At 73.4% G+C, this 16,550-nt stretch carries 15 protein-coding genes; 1 reads left to right on the top strand and 14 read right to left on the bottom strand.

Annotation, left to right across the window (positions count from 1 at the left end):
- Nucleotides 1–67 precede the first annotated feature (67 nt).
- Genes HNR19_RS14675 through HNR19_RS14665 form a run of 3 tightly spaced genes read right to left on the bottom strand, consistent with a single transcriptional unit; the run spans nucleotide 68 to nucleotide 2,318 of the window.
- The gene (locus HNR19_RS14675) at nucleotides 68–757 is read right to left on the bottom strand and encodes a response regulator transcription factor (RefSeq protein WP_179668615.1); all 690 of its coding nucleotides are present in this window, start codon (nucleotides 755–757) and stop codon (nucleotides 68–70) included.
- A complete protein-coding gene (locus HNR19_RS14670; protein ID WP_179668614.1) occupies nucleotides 754–1,959 on the bottom strand; it encodes a sensor histidine kinase in 1,206 nt (401 codons plus the stop codon). The genes HNR19_RS14675 and HNR19_RS14670 overlap by 4 nt, the downstream gene beginning before the upstream one ends.
- Nucleotides 1,960–1,982: 23 nt before the next feature.
- Entirely contained in the window at nucleotides 1,983–2,318 is a 336-nt protein-coding gene (locus tag HNR19_RS14665; RefSeq protein WP_179668613.1) for a DUF6223 family protein, read from the bottom strand.
- Between the two features lie 132 nt (nucleotides 2,319–2,450).
- Here HNR19_RS14665 and HNR19_RS14660 point away from each other — a divergent pair, with 132 nt between their 5' ends.
- Nucleotides 2,451–3,116: an SDR family NAD(P)-dependent oxidoreductase gene (locus tag HNR19_RS14660; RefSeq protein ID WP_179668612.1), complete on the top strand. Its 666-nt coding sequence runs from the start codon at nucleotides 2,451–2,453 to the stop codon at nucleotides 3,114–3,116.
- Here HNR19_RS14660 and HNR19_RS14655 read toward each other — a convergent pair.
- From HNR19_RS14655 to HNR19_RS14605, 11 genes are all read right to left on the bottom strand, one after another.
- Nucleotides 3,104–4,111 (bottom strand): RNA polymerase subunit sigma-70, encoded by a 1,008-nt coding sequence (locus HNR19_RS14655; RefSeq protein ID WP_179668611.1) that lies wholly within the window; start codon nucleotides 4,109–4,111, stop codon nucleotides 3,104–3,106. The two genes, HNR19_RS14660 and HNR19_RS14655, sit on opposite strands and share 13 nt — an antisense overlap.
- Nucleotides 4,112–4,175: 64 nt before the next feature.
- A complete protein-coding gene (gene arsC / locus HNR19_RS14650) occupies nucleotides 4,176–4,529 on the bottom strand; it encodes an arsenate reductase (glutaredoxin) (protein ID WP_179668610.1) in 354 nt (117 codons plus the stop codon).
- A gap of 18 nt (nucleotides 4,530–4,547) precedes the next feature.
- Entirely contained in the window at nucleotides 4,548–6,089 is a 1,542-nt protein-coding gene (locus HNR19_RS14645; protein WP_179668609.1) for a carboxyl transferase domain-containing protein, read from the bottom strand.
- A gap of 48 nt (nucleotides 6,090–6,137) precedes the next feature.
- Complete coding sequence (locus tag HNR19_RS14640; RefSeq protein WP_179668608.1) at nucleotides 6,138–7,046, bottom strand: EamA family transporter; 909 nt, start codon at nucleotides 7,044–7,046, stop codon at nucleotides 6,138–6,140.
- Nucleotides 7,043–8,482, bottom strand: coding sequence for an aldehyde dehydrogenase family protein (locus HNR19_RS14635; protein ID WP_218910264.1), 1,440 nt, complete (start codon nucleotides 8,480–8,482; stop codon nucleotides 7,043–7,045). The genes HNR19_RS14640 and HNR19_RS14635 overlap by 4 nt, the downstream gene beginning before the upstream one ends.
- The gene (locus HNR19_RS14630; protein WP_179668607.1) at nucleotides 8,479–9,648 is read right to left on the bottom strand and encodes a Glu/Leu/Phe/Val dehydrogenase dimerization domain-containing protein; all 1,170 of its coding nucleotides are present in this window, start codon (nucleotides 9,646–9,648) and stop codon (nucleotides 8,479–8,481) included. The genes HNR19_RS14635 and HNR19_RS14630 overlap by 4 nt, the downstream gene beginning before the upstream one ends.
- Nucleotides 9,645–11,249 carry a 5-guanidino-2-oxopentanoate decarboxylase gene (locus HNR19_RS14625; RefSeq protein ID WP_179668606.1) on the bottom strand — a complete coding sequence of 535 codons (1,605 nt, stop codon included), beginning with the start codon at nucleotides 11,247–11,249 and terminating at the stop codon, nucleotides 9,645–9,647. Before HNR19_RS14625 ends, HNR19_RS14630 begins: the two co-directional genes overlap by 4 nt.
- 3 nt (nucleotides 11,250–11,252) lie before the next feature.
- A complete protein-coding gene (locus HNR19_RS14620; protein ID WP_218910263.1) occupies nucleotides 11,253–12,089 on the bottom strand; it encodes an SDR family oxidoreductase in 837 nt (278 codons plus the stop codon).
- Complete coding sequence (locus tag HNR19_RS14615; RefSeq protein ID WP_179668605.1) at nucleotides 12,086–14,173, bottom strand: acetate--CoA ligase family protein; 2,088 nt, start codon at nucleotides 14,171–14,173, stop codon at nucleotides 12,086–12,088. Before HNR19_RS14615 ends, HNR19_RS14620 begins: the two co-directional genes overlap by 4 nt.
- Nucleotides 14,170–15,339 (bottom strand): acyl-CoA dehydrogenase family protein, encoded by a 1,170-nt coding sequence (locus HNR19_RS14610; protein ID WP_179668604.1) that lies wholly within the window; start codon nucleotides 15,337–15,339, stop codon nucleotides 14,170–14,172. Before HNR19_RS14610 ends, HNR19_RS14615 begins: the two co-directional genes overlap by 4 nt.
- A 97-nt stretch (nucleotides 15,340–15,436) precedes the next feature.
- Nucleotides 15,437–16,549 carry an ABC transporter ATP-binding protein gene (locus HNR19_RS14605; protein ID WP_179668603.1) on the bottom strand — a complete coding sequence of 371 codons (1,113 nt, stop codon included), beginning with the start codon at nucleotides 16,547–16,549 and terminating at the stop codon, nucleotides 15,437–15,439.
- Between the last annotated feature and the right edge of the window lies 1 nt (nucleotide 16,550).

The following is a 16,550-nucleotide window of genomic DNA, read 5'->3' as shown; positions in this document are numbered from 1 at the left end:
CGGTACGTCGACCGGACGCTCTTCGCATAGCAGCCACCCTGCCGTGGCGAACCTGCCGACACAACCGTCAGTCGTCGCCGGTCGTGACGAGGCCGGTCTCGTAGGCGATCACCACCAGCTGGGCCCGGTCCCGGGCCCCCAGCTTGCCCATGGCGTTGCTGACGTGGGTCCGGGCCGTGGCGGGGCTGAGGTAGAGGTCAGCCCCGATCTCGTCGTTGCTCAGACCGCGGCCGACGAGGGCGAGGACCTCCCGCTCGCGCTGGGTGAGCACGGCGAGCCGCTCCTCGGCCGCGGCGGTCGCTTTCCGCGCCGCGGTCACCTGGCTGATCAGGCGTCGGGTGATCCGGGGCGCCAGCAGTGCCTCGCCGGCGGCGATCACCCGGATCGCGTGGAGCAGCTCGGCGGGGCCGGCGTCCTTGAGCAGGAACCCGCTCGCGCCGGCCTCGAGCGCATCGTAGACGTAGTCGTCGGTCTCGTAGGTCGTGAGGATCAGGATCCGGGTGCCCTCGAGCCCGCGCGTCCCCGCGATCTCGGCCGTCGCGCGGATCCCGTCGCCTCCCGGCATCCGGATGTCCATGACGACCACGTCCGGCCGCGTCGCGCGGGCGCGGTCGACCGCCTCCGTGCCGTTGCTCGCCTCGGCGACCACCTCGATGCCGTCCTCGAGCTCGAGCAGCAGCCGGAACCCCGAGCGGACCAGCTCCTCGTCGTCGACCAGCAGCACCTTGATGGGCCCGTCGCGGTGGCTCGTCGTCATGCCGTCGCCTCTGCGCGTAGCGCCAGGGGGATGCGGGCGCGCACCTCGAAGCCGCGACCCGCCCTGGGCCCCGCTTCGAGCCGGCCGCCGAGCAGCTCGCAGCGCTCGCGCATGCCGCGGATCCCGTGGCCCGGTGCCGGGGGACCGGGGTCCGGGGCGCCGGGTGCCGGCGCGTCGCCACTCGGGCCTTCGTCGACCACCGACACGCACAGCTCGCCGGCCTCGGTCGTCACGCCGACGCTCACCCGGGTCGGACCGACGTGACGGATCACGTTGGTCAGGCCCTCCTGGACGATCCGGTACGCCGCCGCACCCACCGCGCTCGGCACCGTGACGGACGCCGGGCCGGTGTCCTGCCGGTCGACCGTCAGCCCCGCCTCGCGGGCGCGCTCGACGAGCTCGTCGACCTCCGCCAGTCCCGGCGTCGGCGCCCGCGGGTCGTCGCCGCTGCGCAGCATCCCGAGGATGGAGCGCATCTCCTCCAGGGCCCGCGAGCTGGTCTGCTCGATGGCGACGAGGTTCTCCCGGGCGAGATCGGGCCGCTTGTCGAGGACGTGAGCCGTGACGCCGGCCTGCACGTTGACGATCGCGATCGCGTGGGCGACGGTGTCGTGGACCTCGCGGGCGATCCGCACCCGCTCGTCGGCGACCCTCGCCCGGGTCTCCTCCTCGCGTCTGCGCTCCGCGAGCTCGGCCCGCGCCACCGCCTCGTCGAGGATGACCTGCCGCGCCCGGCTCGACTCGCCCAGCGCGGCGGACATGACGGCGGCGCCGATCCGGAACCACACCCATCCGATCGCCTGCGCAGGCTCGATGTCGGTGGCCGCGACCAGCCAGACGGCAGCGAGCGCGGCGATGGTGATCGCCGCGATCCGCACCGAGCGGCGACCGTCGCCGTACGCGGTCACCGTGTAGAGGGCGATGAAGAGCGCGAGCCAGCCGGGGCCGTCGGAGAAGTCGAGGAGGTAGTAAGCGCCGCTGGTGAGCGCCGCGAGCGCGAGGACGATGCCCGGCCAGCGGCGCCGTACGGCCAACGCGAGCCCGGGGAGGACGAGCAGGGCGATGCCGAGACCGGCCAGGTCGGTGATCGGGCGCTCGTTGACCTCCGGACCGCGGACGTGCACGCCCAGCACCTGGACCGCCGTGACGACCAGCGCGAGCAGGACGTCCGTGCGCACCGCTCCTGCGCCTCGCGCGAACATGGGGCGATCCTAGGTTCGCCGAGTCACGCGGGCGCCCTCGTCCTCCTCTCGTTCCTGATCGACGCGAGGTGACCGAGCCCGCCGAGCACCATGCCCGCGGCGCCGAGCACCATCGCCAGGACGGCTCCCACGACTCCGCTGCCGCTCCCCGGTCCACCGTCCGCGGTGACGAGGATCAAGGTGCCGAGGCCCAGGCTGACGATGCTGGCGACGCCCGTGGCCGGGGAGAGCCGGGCAGCGCGGAGCGCTCGCGCGCCGAGGACGACCCCCAGCACTCCGAACGGGATGGCGACGAGGGTGAGCGCGCGGCCGGTCGTCAGGTCGTACGCCGCCGCGGTCACGAGGTGTGTGGTGTCCATGACGACGATCGTGCGCCGGTCCGGGGCTACGGGGATCGGGTGAGAAGCGCGTCGTCCTACGTCGACGGGCGTAGTCGGAGACGGCCGGCATGCCCCGAAGGACGCGACCGTGGTCCGGCATAGGCTCGGCACGTGACCCAGTCAGACCAGCCAGTCCTTGTCGTGCTCGGCGGTGGCCCCGGCCTGGGCCTCAGCGTCGCCCGTCGGTTCGCGCGGGAGGGCTACCTCGCCGTGCTCACGACCGATTCCGACGAGGGCGCGGACGACCTCGCGGAGACGCTCCGTGGCGAGGGCTTCGCCGCTGAGGGCTCCGGCATCGATCTCACCGATCCCGACGACGTCACGCGGGTCGTGAAGGCCGTGGGCGAGAGGCACGGCCGCATCGACGTGCTCCACTTCAACCCCAGCGCGTGGCGCGAGAAGAACCCGCTGGAGCTCACGGTCCCCGAGCTGCTCGAGGACCTCACGCTCGGCGCCGGCGCGCTCCTGCCCGCGCTCCAAGCGGCGCGCCCCTACTTCGCGGACGGCGGGCGGATCCTCGTGACCGGCAGCGTCGCCGCCGACAAGCCGTGGCACCGCGCGGCGTCCCTGGGCGTGCAGAAGGCGGCCGTGCGCAACCTCGTCACCAGCGTCGACGCGGCGCTCAAGCCCGACGGAATCCGCGCCGTGGCCGTGCAGATCAACGGATCCCTCGCCAAGGACGGCCCGTTCGCTCCGCCGCTGATCGCCGACGCGATGTGGGCCGCGGTCACCCGTAGCGCCGAGGAGTGGACGCCGCACGTCGCCTACGACGGCTGATCGTCCCGTTCCCGAGGAAGGCTGCCAGGCAGGCCGAGCCGAGGGAACTGGTCATCGTGGAACGTGAGGATCTCGGCGATCCGCCCGTCGACGACCCGGAGGACGTCCACCGTCAGCGGCAGGTAGGCGCCCTCGTGCTCCCGCCACTCGTAGTAGCCGAGGGCGGGCTGCCGGTTCGCCGACGTCAGTACGGCGCGCAGCCCCGACATGTCCGCGTAGCCACTCTCCACCCAGTAGTGCACGACGGCGTCGCGGCCGGCGTACACCCCCGGCGTGGGCGGCATCGCGGTCCGTACGTCGTCGCGCAGCATCGTCGCCAGCCGGTCGATGTCCGCCTCCACGCTGGCCGCGGCGTACCGGCGCACCAGCTCGCGGGTCTCGGCGTCCTCGTCGCCGCCGGTCCACTCCTGTCGCTCCGCGGGGAGGTGCTCCCGCAGTCCGGCGCGGGCCCGCTGGAGCGCGCTGTTGACCGAGTTCACGGAGTCGCCGAGCGCCTCCGCGACCTCCTTGGCCGGCCAGCCGACCACGTCCCTCAGGATCAGCACGGCGCGCGGCCGCGGCGCGAGGTGCTGCACCGCGGCGACGTAGGCCAGCTCGATCGTCTCCCGCGCGACGGCGACCGCCTCCGGCTCATCGGCGTCGTCCGCGCGCAGCTCGTCGAGCAGGCGGTCCGGGTAGGGCTGCAGCCAGAGCACCTCGCCGCCGGAGGCAGGCGCGGGCCGTCGCTTGGCGATCAGGTCGAGGCAGGCGTTGGTCGCGATCTTGTAGAGCCACGCCCGGAACGTCGACCGTCCAGCGAACGTCTCGCGCCGCCGCCACGCGCGGAGGAACGTCTCCTGGACGGTGTCCTCGGCGTCCTCGAACGACCCGAGCATCCGGTAGCAGTGCACGTGCAGCTCCCGCCGGTGCTTCTCGGCCAGCCCCGTGAAGGCCGCCTCGTCGAGCTCGCCCAGGTCGCTCACGCCCAGCCCCTCCGGTCGCGTGTCCACACTCATCGCCTCGTCCTTCCGCCTGTCGATGTCCTGTCGGGGGTATGACGGCGCAGGGCGCGACGACTCATCACTCGAAGAGGTCGAGCACCTTCTCGACGGGGCGGGCGAGGACAGCGCGGTCGCCCTTGATCACGACCGGCCGCTGGAGCAGCTCCGGGTGGGCGAGCATCGCCTCGACGATCGCCTCGTCGGTCACGGACGGGTCGTCGAGCCCGAGCTCCTTGTAGGCGGGCTCGCGGGTGCGGAGCAGCTCGCGCGGCGTGAGGCCGGTCTTGGCGAGGATCTCGTCGAGCTGCTCGGCGGTCAGGCCGAGCACGTGGTAGTCGATCCGCTCGGCGTCGATGCCCTTCTCGCGCAGCAGGACGAAGAGGTTGCGGCAGGTGGTGCAGGTCGGCTTCTCGAAGACGGTCACGTCGGTCACGCGACCACCCTGCCACCTTCAGAGGGGCTGCACCGGGTGGTGTCGCGGGGTGACCCCCTGCATCAGCTTGCGCCGGGGAAGCGTGGCGAGGGTCGCCGCGAGCAGGTCGCGCGTCTCGCTCGGCCGGATCACGGCGTCGAAGCCGAAGCCCTCGGCACCACGGACCGCACCGAGCCGGTCGCCGAACAGCGAGATCAGCTCCTGCCGGCGCGCAGCGGGGTCGGCGGCGGACTCCAGGTCCTTGCGGAACACCAGGTCGATCGCCGAGTCCGGGCTCATCACGCCGGTCTCGGCGTGCGGCCACGCAAGCACCAGCTCCGGGCGGTACGAGCGCCCGCCCCCGAGGATGACGTAGCCGCCGCCGTACCCCTTCCGCACCAGGACGCTGAAGACCGGCACGGTGGCGCTGCCGAGCGCTATCGAGAGGCGGCCGGTGCTGCGGGTCAGCCCGCTGCGCTCGGCGGCGGCGCCGACGGCGAGCCCGGGCTGGTCGATGAGGAGCAGCACGGGGATCCCGAACGCGTCGCACAGGGAGACCAGATGAGCGGCCTTGTCGGCGGCGTCGGTGTCGAGCGCGCCGGCGAGCACGGTCGGCTGGCTCGCCACGATGCCGATCGGGTGGCCGTCGATCGTGGCGAGCGAAGTGATCATGTTGCGGGCGAAGCCCGACTTGAGCTCGATCTCGCTGTCCTCGTCGACGAGGCCGGCGAGGACGTCGTTCATGTCGTAGCCCGCACGCGGGTCGGCAGGTACGACGCCGTCGAGCCTGCGTGCCGCCTCGAGCTGGGGCTTCAGCCCGCGCTCGACCGGCAGCGGCGCCTCGGCGTTGGGAGGCAGCGTCGCCAGGAAGACGCGCAGCGCGAGCATCGCGTCCTCCTCGTCGTCGACGACGAGGTCGACCGTCCCGAACTCGGCCTGCGCGTCGGCGCCGAACATCGCCTGCTCGTCGACGTCCTCCCCGGTCGCCGCCTTCACCAGGGCGGGCGGCGCCATCCCGATCGTCGCGATGCCGCGTACGGCGACCGCGTAGTCGGCGATCGCGCCGGAGAGCGCCGGCTGGCCGTAGCCCGGGCCGAGGAACGCGCACACGAGCGGCACCCAGCCCGACAGCCGGGTCGCGAGCTCCTGGATGTCGATGCCGCCGGCGAAGTCGCGCGCGTCGAGGCCCTCGGTGATCCGGTGGCCGCCGCCGTCGAAGAGGCTCACCATCGGGATGCCCCGGGTGGCGGCGATCTCGATGCAGCGGCGCGCCTTCTCGTTGCCGAGCATGCCGTTGCTGCCGCCGGCGGCGGTGTAGTCGCTCGCGACGATGACCGAGGGCCGCCCGTCGATCAGCGCGGTCCCCGTGATGATCCCGTCCGCCGGGATGTCCTTCCCCTCGGGACCGACCTCGGGACGAGCGAGCGCCCCGATCTCCACGAAGGTCCCCTCGTCGGTGAGCAGGGCGATCCGCTCGCGGGCGGTGAGCTTGCCGCGTGCGTGCTGCTTCGCCACCTGGTCCGGCCGGGCGTCGTCGAGCAGCTCGCGCTGCCGCTGCTCGTGGGGGAGCTCACCGTTCACGGCCGCGACTCTAGTGGCGGTCCCGCGTGGCTCGGACGGGTCTCGCCGTCACGGATGGACGGGCGGTGGTGGCTCCGGGACGGCCGGAGCGCTCGGTCGCGCGACCACGAGCAGCATGGCCGACAGGATGAGCAGGCCGCCAAGGACGGTGCGCGGCCCGAGCTGCTCGGACCACAGCAGCAGAGCGAACACAGCGGCCCACACCGGCTCGAGCACCATCAGCACGGACGCCTGGGTGGCAGGAAGGTGGCCCTGGGCCCAGGTCTGCACCAGCAGGGCGACCCCGGCCGCGATCACGGTGAGGTAGAGGAAGGCAGGCAGGTCGGCCGCGCGCGGCACCTGGAGCCCGTCGTCGACGGCCACGAGGGAGAGCACGGCGCCCATCGTCAGCAGCTGCACGAACGTGAGCGCGAAGGCAGCGCCGGGCCGGGACCAACGGGCCATCGCCAGGATGTGGGCGGCGTAGATCGCCGCCGACGCCGCAGTGAGCAGCTCGCCGTTGCCGATCGCGCCGCCGCGCAGCGACATCACGGCGACGCCGACGGTCGCCAGCACCGTGCCCAGCAGCGCCGTTCGGTCCGGGGGAGTGCGCAGCAGGACCGCCGCCATCAAGGGCGTGAAGACCACGTAGAGGGAGACCACGAAGGCCGAGATGGTCGGTGCCGTGTGCTGGAGCCCGACGAACTGGAGCAGCTGCGCGACGGCGTAGAGCAGACCCAGCCCGATGCCCGTCCGCACCGTGGCCCTGTCGAGCTGACGGAGCAGCCGCGGCCGGACCGCGGCGACGACGGCGGCAGCGACGAGGAACCGGAGTCCGAGGTAGTCCGCGACCGGAAGCCGCTCGATCAGGTCCTTGGAGATCGCGAACGTCGAGCCCCAGATCGCCGTCACCGCGATCAGGGCGAGGGCCGCCAGGCGCGCGGTACGACGGTCCGCGGCGACCGCCGTCGCGGTCACCGGTGCGCCGGTCGCTGGATCGAGGTGGTCTCGAGGAACTCCTCGATCCCGAAGCGGCCGAGCTCGCGTCCGTTGCCGGATCGACGGAACCCGCCGAACGGCGCCGCTGGGTTGAACTCCGCCCCGTTGATGTCTACCTGCCCCGTGCGCAGGCGGCGGGCCACGGCGTAGGCCCGGCCGCCGTCGCCGGACCACACGGCTCCGTGCAGGCCGTAGGGACTGTCGTTGGCCAGGTCGATCGCCTCGTCGACGTCGGCGTAGCCCTGAACTGTGACGACCGGCCCGAAGACTTCGTCGCGGACCACCTCGGCGTCCGCGGCGACGCCCGTCAGGATCGTCGGCGCGTGGAAGTGGCCGCGCTCGAACGGTGCGCCGGTGCCGCCGGTGACAACCCGCGCGCCCGCGGCGACCGCGCGGTCGACGTACCCCGAGACGGTGCGGCGCTGGCCCGCGGACACGACCGGCCCGATCCAGGTCGACTCGGACCGGGGGTCTCCGACGACGAGATCGGCCGCGGCCGACCCGGCCGCGGCGAGGGCGTCGGGCAGGAGGCGCTCGGGCACGAGCAGCCGCGACCAGGCGCTGCAGGTCTGGCCGGAGTTGAGCATCCCGCCTTGAACGCTCGCCGTGACGGCTGTCGCGAGATCCGCGTCGTCGAGGACGATGCTGGCGGACTTGCCGCCGAGCTCGAGGCATACCCGCTTGACGTCGCGCGCCGCGAGCTCGGAGATCCGCACGCCGACGGCGGTCGAGCCGGTGAACGACACCACGTCGACGTCGGGGTGGCTGACCATGGCCTCGCCGACGACCTGGCCGCGCCCCGGCACCAGGTTGAGCACCCCGGGCGGCAGGCCCGCCTCGGTGGCCGCATCGAGGAGGAGGTACGCCGAGAGCGGCGTCAGCTCGGCCGGCTTGAGGACCACCGTGCTGCCCGCGACGAGAGCGCCGCCGACCTTGGCCAGCACCTGGTACAGCGGGTAGTTCCACGGCGTGATGCACGCGGCGACGCCGATCGCTGACCGCAGCACGGTCGAGTGACCGATCCGCTCCTCCCACCGCACCTCGGCGGCGGCGTCGAGATAGGCGCGCAGGACCGCCAGGGCGGTGTCGACGTGGGCCTCGCGGGCGATGGCCACCGGCGCGCCGAGCTCGGCGACCGTGGTGTCGACGAGCGTGTCGTAGCTCTTCTCGAGCAGTGCCAGCCAGTCGCCCAGGAGCGCAACCCGATCCTCGTGCGCCTGCGCCGACCACGCCGGGTGGGCACGGCGTGCGGCCGCCACGGCGTCGTCGACATCACGCGCGCCGGCCTCCGCGGCGGTCCCGACGATGGACTCGGTCGCGGGGTTCTCGACCTCGGCCCTGCCGCCGTCGTACGGCGACCGCCACTCACCGTCGATGAAGACCTCCGCCCGTGACCAGATGTCGTGCGCGCTCACCGGACGCCGGCCCGCGCCAGCACCGCCTGTGCGTTGCTGTCGGCCAGCTCGAGCGCGCTGGCGCGCAGGGTGCGGCCGGTGGCGTCGGCGTCGTCCGCGACCGTCGTGACCAGCCTCCTCATGACCACGTCGATCTTCGCGAACGACGACCCGGCGGTCGGCTCGATGTCGCCGAAGACGATCCACCACCACCAGGCGTTGGTCATCACGTTGGCGAGGAAGTCCGGCACGACCGGGATGCCGCGGGCCGCCAGCGCAGCCTCGGCCTCCGGCAGTGTCGGCATGTTGGCGCCCTCGACCACGATCCGTGCCCGTACGCGAGCAGCGTCGGACTCGGCGATCACGTAGGACATCGCGGCGGGGACGAGGAGGTCGCAAGGCACGTCGAGCCATTCGGCGTCGTCGACCCGGGCGCCGGCCGGCAGCGCCGCCCGGTCGATCACGCCGAGGTCGTCGCGCGCCGCGAGGAGCGCCTCGACGTCGAGCCCGGCGTCGTCACGGACCAGACCGGCACGGTCGGCGACAGCGACGACGCGGACGCCGGCGCGAGCGAGGTAGCGCGCTGCTGCGCCTCCGATGGAGCCGAAGCCCTGGACCACGGCCGTCGTCGCGGACGGTTCGAGGGCGTGACGCTCCGCCGCGACGAGCCCTGCCTGCGCCACGCCGTAGCCGCCGACGAGGTCACCGAGAGAGATGCCGTCCACCAGGCACGCGAAGGCGGAAGCGAGCCGTTGCCGCGCGGCGGGGGCGTCGTCGAGGGTCGCGAACACCGCCTCGACCGTGGAGGCGAGGCCGAGGTCGGCCGCCACCTTGTCGATCGTCTCCTGCCGCAGACCGAAGTCCTCGCCGGTGTTCCACTGCTCGCGGACCACCGGCAGCACGGCGGTGAGGAACCGGCGCAGGACGTCGACGGCCTGCGGGTCGGCCGGGTCGATGTCGATCCCGCCCTTGCCGCCACCGAGCGGGAGGTAACGGTCGGCCGGGTCGTAGACGAGTGCCTCCTTGCGCGTCATCCCCTGTGCGAGGCCGCGGACCTCGGCGAGGGTGCAGCCCTCGCGGAGGCGCAGGCCGCCGCTCGCGAGGCCACGGACGAGGGTGTCGATGACGACGTAGCCGTGGCGGCCGGTGACCGGGTCGGTCCAGGTGATCTCGAGCAGTGAGCTCATGCGGTGCCTCCTCGCGGGACGCGGACGTGGATGACGGTGGGGCGGTCGGCGACGAGGGCGTCGCGGACCGCGGTGGTGAGGGACGCCGGCTCGGCGCCGGCGGCGAGGTCGACCGTGACGCCTGCGCAACCGACGGCACGACCGAGTGCCGCGAAGTCGGGCGCGGTGAACGTGACGGCGTGCACGGGATCCGACCGCTCCGCCATCTCGTTGCGGATCTCGCCGTAGCCCTCGTTGTCGACGACGACCACGGGCAGCGCGATCCGCTGCTCGGCCGCGGTCGCCAGCTCGGCGACGGTGAACATGACGCCGCCGTCGCCGAGCAATGCGACGACGGGGCGCTGGGGATCACCGATCTTCGCGCCGATGCCGGCGGGCAGGCCGTAGCCGAGCGTGCCGTACCCCGTCGGGAACAGGAACGAACCCGGCGTGTGCGTGCTCAGGTTGGCGAGCGCGCCGTAGTAGCAGACCATCGCGTTGTCGGCGGCCACGACGGCGTCGCGTGGCAGTGCCGCGCCCAGCGCCTCGACGACCGCGAGCCACTCCGCGCCCTCGGTCTCGGCGTCCTTGCGCTTGCGGTCGCGCCATGCCTCGATGTCGGGGCGCGGCTCGCGTGGCGCGAGGCGATCCCTCAGCTCGGTGAGCACCGCTGAGGCGTCGCCGAGGACCGTGACCTCGCCGGCCGCGTTGGTGACGGCGCCGACCGGGTCGAGGTCGATGCGGACGAGCTTCCCGGCCAGCGGGAGCGGGCCGTACCAGAGGTCGGACGGTGCCAACTCGGTGCCCACGGCGACGACGACGTCGGACTCGTCGACGAGCGCGCGCACGGCAGGCAGGTGGACGCCGGCGCCCAGGGCGAGGGGATGGTCCTCGGGCAGGACGCCCTTGCCGTTGGTGGTGGTGACGACCGCCGCGCCGGTCCGCTCGGCGAACACGCGGACGGCCTCAGCGGCGCCGCGCGCACCCCCTCCGACCACCAGGACCGGGCGGTCCGCGCCCTCGAGCAGTCGTGCGGCGGCCGCGACGTCGGTCGAGGAGGGACGCTGGCGCGCGGGCCGGACCGGTGCGACGACCTCGACGTCTCCGGACTCCTCGAGGACGTCGAGCGGCACCTCGAGGTGGACGGGCCGCGGACGCCCGGAGGTCATCAGGGCGAACGCCTGCGCCACCGCGGTCGGGATCTCCGCCACGCTGGTCGCACGCAGGCTCGCGGCCGCGACCGCGGCCATCGCGGCCCCCTGGTCGCGTGTCTCATGGAGCAGCCCGTTGCCGGCGGCGGGGTGCCGCAGCGGCAGTCCGGGGGAGACCACGAGCAGCGGTACCGAGTCGGAGTAGGCCTGCCCGACGGCCGCTGCGGCGTTGAGGAGCGCCGGGCCGGTGGTGACCACGGCGACGCCGACCCGTCCCGTCGTACGGGCGTAGCCGTCGGCGGCGTAGCCCGCGCCCTGCTCGTGCCGGGTGCCGACGTGGCGGATGCCGTGGCGTGGCAGGTGCTCGTAGATCTCGAGGTTGTGGGTGCCGGGGATCCCGAACACGACGTCGACCCCGTGCGCGGCGAGCGCGGCGACCAGCGCCGCGCCGCCCGTCATCTGCTCGGCCATGTCTCAGGCTCCCGCAGACGAGTCGGCGTAGACCACCTTGCCCAGCCACTGGCCGCCGTCGACGCTCAGGACGTCGCCGGTGACGTAGCCGGCACGACGGTCGTCGAGGAGGAACGCGGCGGACTCCGCGACCTCCTCGGGCGTCGTGAACCGCCCGGCGGGCACGCTGCCCAGCACCCGGGTGCGGTCGGCCTCGGTCGGCCACAGGGCGGCACCCGCGCCCTCGGTCTCGGTCGGGCCAGGGGAGATGCAGTTGACCCGAACCCCGCGCGGACCCCACTCCGACGCGAGGGTCCGCGTCATCGCGAGGATGCCGCCCTTCGCCGCTGCGCTGTGCACGGTGCCCGGGTGGCCGTGCCAGGCATAGCTGGCGATGACGTTGAGGATCGCGCCACCGCCCGCGGGGAGCATGTGCTGCGCCGCCGCGCGGGTGGCATAGAAGGTGCCGTTGAGCACGATGTCGACGACCGCGCGCCAGCCGCCGGGGGAGAGGTCCTCGGCGGGGCACACGAAGTTGCCGGCGGCGTTGTTGACCAGGGCGTCGATCCGCCCGAAGTCGGCGACCACGCCGTCGACAGCGGTCGTCAGTGCGTCGGCGTCGCGAACGTCGCAGCTCACGGTGCCGGTGCGCACGCCGAATTCAGCCGCGAGCTTGGCCGTCTCGTCGAGCGGCTCGGCCCGGCGCCCGAGGACGACGACGTCGCCGCCGCCCGCGGCGTAACGCAGTGCGATCGCGCGGCCGATGCCGGACCCGCCGCCGGTCACGAGGGCCACCTTGCCCTCGAACTCGGTGGTGCGGTCGAACGAGCGCGTCCCGCTCGCCTCGATGGTGTCGGTCACTTCACAGCTCCTGTCAGCTCCACGTCGGTTGTGGTGTCGGCCGTGTCGGCGAGCACCACGAGGGCATCCACCGCCACGGCTCCGCCGGGGCCGACCCGCAGCGGGTTGATCTCGGCCTCGACCACGTCGGTCCGGTCGACCAGCAGCCGGGAGATGCCGGCCACGACCTCGGCCGCTGCGTCGATGTCGACGCCGGGGCGGCCACGCCACCCGGTCAGCAGCGGGAACCCGCGCAGCTCGCCGAGCAGCGCCCGGGCCGCGGCGGTGTCGATCGGCGCGAGGGCGAGGCGGGTGTCGCGGTAGAGCTCGGCGTGCACGCCGCCGATCCCGACCAGCACCACCGGCCCGAACGACCGGTCGTGCCGCGCCCCCACGATCAGCTCGACGACGTCGCTCTGGTCGTCCATCTCCTCCAGGACATAGGCGCCGTCGCCGAGGCGACCGCGCATGTCGTCCCATGAGCTCTCCGCGGCAGCGGCGTCCAGTCCGACCGCCACGCCCCCGACCTCGGTCTTGTGCTCGAGCCAACCCGCCTTCAGGACGTACGGCGCCCGCAGGTCCGCGATCGCCGCGCGCAGCTGCTCGCGCGTGCTGACGGCCGCGGCGCGCGGGTAGGCGACGCCGTACCGGCCGACGAGCTCGCGCGCGGCGAGATAGTCGGTCGCCGACCCCACTCCGGCTGGCGGTGTCGGGACCGCGACCGGAACCGGCCGGTCGCGGGTCTCGGCGATGGCGGTCGCGAGGTCGAGGGACCGGGCGACCGCGTCGATCGTGTGGAGCGTCGGCACCGCCTGCGCCCGCATCGATCGCACCGCGGTCGAGTCGTGGCTCATGCTGTGCACCAGGATGGGCCGCTGGTGGGCGCGCGCCGTCCCGGCGAGCGTCTCGACGATCTCGAGCTCGCGCTCCTCGAGCGCCGGGGTGTCGGCGCCGTAGCAGCCGAAGTAGCCCGACAGCACGACCGCGTCGACCTCGCCGCTGCTGGCGAGCACGTCGACGACGCGTGCGTACGTCGCCAGGTCCTGCTCGCCGCCGCCCGCGAGGTCCACGGGGTTGGCCACTGCCGCTGTTGCGGGCAGCAGCCTGGCGAGCGACGCGCTCGTGGCAGCGGACAGCCGCGGCACGGTCAGGCCGTGCCGCGCCATCGTGTCGGCGCCGACGGCGCCCTGGCCCCCGCTGTCGCTCACGACGGCGACGCGGCGCCCTGACGGAAGCGGGCTGCCGACCAGCAGGTGGGCGAGGTCGATCGCCTGCGCCGGCGTCTCGACGAGCACGGCGCCTGCCGCCCGGCACGCCGCCGCGACCACGTCGGTCGCCGCGGTGAGGGCCCCCGTGTGGGAGCGGGCCGCCGCGCGGCTCGCCTCGCTCGAGCCGACCGTCAGCACGACCACCGGCTTGCCGGCGTCGCGAAGGCGCGCCATCGTCGCGACCAGCTCGCGGCCGTCGGCGAAGCTCTCCAGGTAGAGCACGACCGCCCGCGTCTCCGCGTGGTCGACCAGGTCGTCGAGCAGCTCCCGGGCGGTCACGTCGGACTGGTTGCCGACCGAGACGAACCGTGCGACCCCGAGACCCGCGTGGGCGGCCAGGCCCGCCAGCTCCAGCCCGAGCTGGCCCGACTGCGAGACGATCGCCAGGCTGCCGGGCGCGAACGTCCCCCACGCCAGCTCGAGCTGGTTGGCGGCGTCGTAGAGGCCGAGGCAGTTGGGTCCGACGAGGCGGGCGCCGGCTTCGCGGATCTGCGCAGCGACCTCCCGCTCGAGGCCGGGGGACACGCCGTCGAGCCCTGCGGTGATGCCGAGGAACCCGCGCGTCCCCTGCTCGAGGGCGGTGGTGACAACGTCGGGGATCGTGGGCGCCGGGGCGCACAGGACCACCAGCTCGGCCGCCTCCGGGAGGGCGGACAGCGACGGCACGGACGGCGTGCCCTCGATGACCGTCGACCGAGCGTTGACGAGGTGCACCGTCCGGCGGTGCGCGCCACGCAGCGCGCCGCGCGCCAGCCAGTAGCCCCACTTCGCCGGGTCGGCGGACGCGCCGAGCACAGCGACCGACCGGGGGTCGGTGAAGACGGAGAGGTCGGTCATCGCTTCCCGCCGACCGCGCGCGAGATGATCAGCCGCTGGATGTCGCTGGTGCCTTCCTCGATCTCCTCGAGCTTGGCGTCGCGCAGCCACTTCTCCACCAGGAACTCCCGCGAGTAGCCCCACCCGCCGTGGGTCTGGAGCGCGGCGTTCGTCACCCAGGTGGTGTTCTCCGACGCGGTGAGCTTCGCGACGGCCGACTCGGCCGCGACGAACTCGCCCTGGTCGAAGAGCCGGGCGGCGCGCATGGTCACGAGGTGCGACACGTCGGTCTTCGCGGCCATGTCGGCGATCCGGAACGCGACCGCCTGGTGCTCGATGATCGGGCGCCCGAACTGCTCGCGCTCCCGGGCGTAGGTGATCGTCGCGTCGAGCGCGGCCCGCGACAGGCCCGTCGCGCCCGCGCCGATGAGGATCCGGGATGCGTCGAACGTGCGCATCAGCCCGTAGAAGCCCTGTCCCTCCTCGCCGAGGCGGTTGCCGACAGGAACCCGGACGTTGTCGAGGAACACCTCGGCGTTGACGATGCCGCGCTGCCCCATCTTGGGCATCGGGCCGCCGATCGTCACGCCCGGCGTCTCGCGGTCGACGACGAACGCGGTCACGCCCTTGGACCGCAGGCCGGGGTCGACGGTGGCGAACACGACGATCCATTTGGCGTAGGGCGCGTTGGAGATCCACGTCTTCTGGCCGTTGAGCACGTAGTCGTCGCCGTCGCGGACGGCGCGCGTCTGGATGGAGGCGGAGTCGGACCCGACGCCGGGCTCGGTGACCGCGACCGCGGTCACCGGCGGCTCTGCGGTCGTCAGCGGAGTGAGCCACCGCTTGCGCTGCTCCTCGTCGCCCAGGGCCTCGACCGGGCCGGCGAAGAACGCGCTCGAGGTCAGGAAGTTGCCGATGCCGATGTCGCCGTAGCAGAGCTCCTCCTGCACCAGGCACTGCGTCACCAGATCGGTGATCCCGCCGCCGCCGTACTCCGCGGGCAGCATGTAGGACGCGAGGCCGATCTCGGCGGCCTTGGCCCAGAGGTCGAGCGGCGACTCGGTGTCGGCCTCGTCGACGGCCCTGGCCCGCGGCCGGATCTCGCGCTGGGCGAAGTCGCGGGCCAGCGCGACGAACTCGCGCTGCTCCTCGGTCAGGTCGATCCCGTCGCGCACGTGGTGAGTCATGTCTTCTGCTTCCGTTCGATTCGAGTCAGTGGGCAAGCTGGTCGGGCCGGTCCGCCCTGCGGCGCCGGCTGGGGGTCGGCATCGCGCCGGCGGTGCCTCAGTCGGTGACGTCGTCCTCGACGACGAGCGTGTGCTCGGGGTGCCAGTGAGCGGTCACGGCGAGGCCGGGAGTCGGCGCCAGGTCCCCGCGGGCCTCCGTGCGGGTGATCAGGGTGCGGCCGTCCGGGAGGGTGACCTCGACGCGCAGGCCGGAGCCGAGGTAGACGACCTCGCTGACCACGCCATCCACCGCGTTGTGCTGCTCCGGCGGGAGGGTGCGACTGTCGGTCAGCCGGACGTGCTCGGGTCGCACGACGAGCGCCGTCCCGGCGGTCCGCTCCGCGACGGCGAACGACGCGCCGCTCGCGTCGTCCACGAAGACCGGCCCGTCGCAGCGTCCGGTGAAGATGTTGGACTCGCCGAGGAACTCGGCGGTGTAACGGGTCGACGGGCGCTCGTACAGCTCGACGGGCGTGCCGACCTGGACCACGCCGCCGTCGCGCAGCACGGCGATCCGGTCCGACATCGCCAGTGCCTCCTCCTGGTCGTGCGTCACGAAGACGAACGTGGTGCCGAGCTCGCGGTGCAGCCGCTTGATCTCGAGCTGGAGCTGCTCGCGCAGCCGCTTGTCGAGCGCGCCGAGCGGCTCGTCCATCAGCAGCGCCTGGGGCTGGAACACGATGGCGCGAGCCAGCGCGACCCTCTGCTGCTGGCCACCGGACAGCTGGTTCGGGCGCCGTTTCGCCAGATGGCCGAGCTCGACGACGTCCAGCGCGCGCTGCACGCGGGCGGTGACCTCGGCACGCGAGCACTTCCGGCGCCGGAGCGGGAAGGCCACGTTGTCCCACACCGACATGTGCGGGAAGAGAGCGTAGTGCTGGAACACCATGCCGAGGTCGCGCCGGTACGGCGGCACCTTCGTGAGGTCGCGGCCGCCGACCTCGATCGTCCCGGCATCGGCCTCGATGAACCCGGCCACGATGTTGAGGAGCGTGGACTTTCCGGACCCGCTGGAGCCAAGGAGGGTGAGGAACTCGCCCGGCTGCACGGTCAGGCTGACGTTGTCGACCGCGGTCGTCGACTTGTAGCGCTTCACGACGTCGCGGATCTCGATCGAGACGCCGGTGCTGGCCAGGTCCGCCGTCCGGGCCTCGGGTGCAGTGATGGTCATC

Source organism: Nocardioides thalensis, assembly GCF_013410655.1.
In the GTDB taxonomy this organism is placed as follows: domain Bacteria; phylum Actinomycetota; class Actinomycetes; order Propionibacteriales; family Nocardioidaceae; genus Nocardioides; species Nocardioides thalensis.
The sequence above is the reverse complement of the archived record's forward strand: the minus strand, read 5'-3'. Positions and strand labels throughout refer to the sequence as shown.

Bases quoted from the DNA above. Each gene is read 5' to 3' on its own strand.
- HNR19_RS14630 (WP_179668607.1), bottom strand. From the start codon at position 9,648: ATGAGCTCACTGCTCGAGATCACCTGGACCGACCCGGTCACCGGCCGC.
- HNR19_RS14655 (WP_179668611.1), bottom strand. From the start codon at position 4,111: ATGAGTGTGGACACGCGACCGGAGGGGCTGGGCGTGAGCGACCTGGGC.
- HNR19_RS14610 (WP_179668604.1), bottom strand. From the start codon at position 15,339: ATGACTCACCACGTGCGCGACGGGATCGACCTGACCGAGGAGCAGCGC.
- HNR19_RS14675 (WP_179668615.1), bottom strand. From the start codon at position 757: ATGACGACGAGCCACCGCGACGGGCCCATCAAGGTGCTGCTGGTCGAC.
- HNR19_RS14625 (WP_179668606.1), bottom strand. From the start codon at position 11,249: ATGGCCGAGCAGATGACGGGCGGCGCGGCGCTGGTCGCCGCGCTCGCC.
- HNR19_RS14670 (WP_179668614.1), bottom strand. From the start codon at position 1,959: ATGTTCGCGCGAGGCGCAGGAGCGGTGCGCACGGACGTCCTGCTCGCG.
- HNR19_RS14615 (WP_179668605.1), bottom strand. From the start codon at position 14,173: ATGACCGACCTCTCCGTCTTCACCGACCCCCGGTCGGTCGCTGTGCTC.
- HNR19_RS14605 (WP_179668603.1), bottom strand. From the start codon at position 16,549: ATGACCATCACTGCACCCGAGGCCCGGACGGCGGACCTGGCCAGCACC.
- HNR19_RS14665 (WP_179668613.1), bottom strand. From the start codon at position 2,318: ATGGACACCACACACCTCGTGACCGCGGCGGCGTACGACCTGACGACC.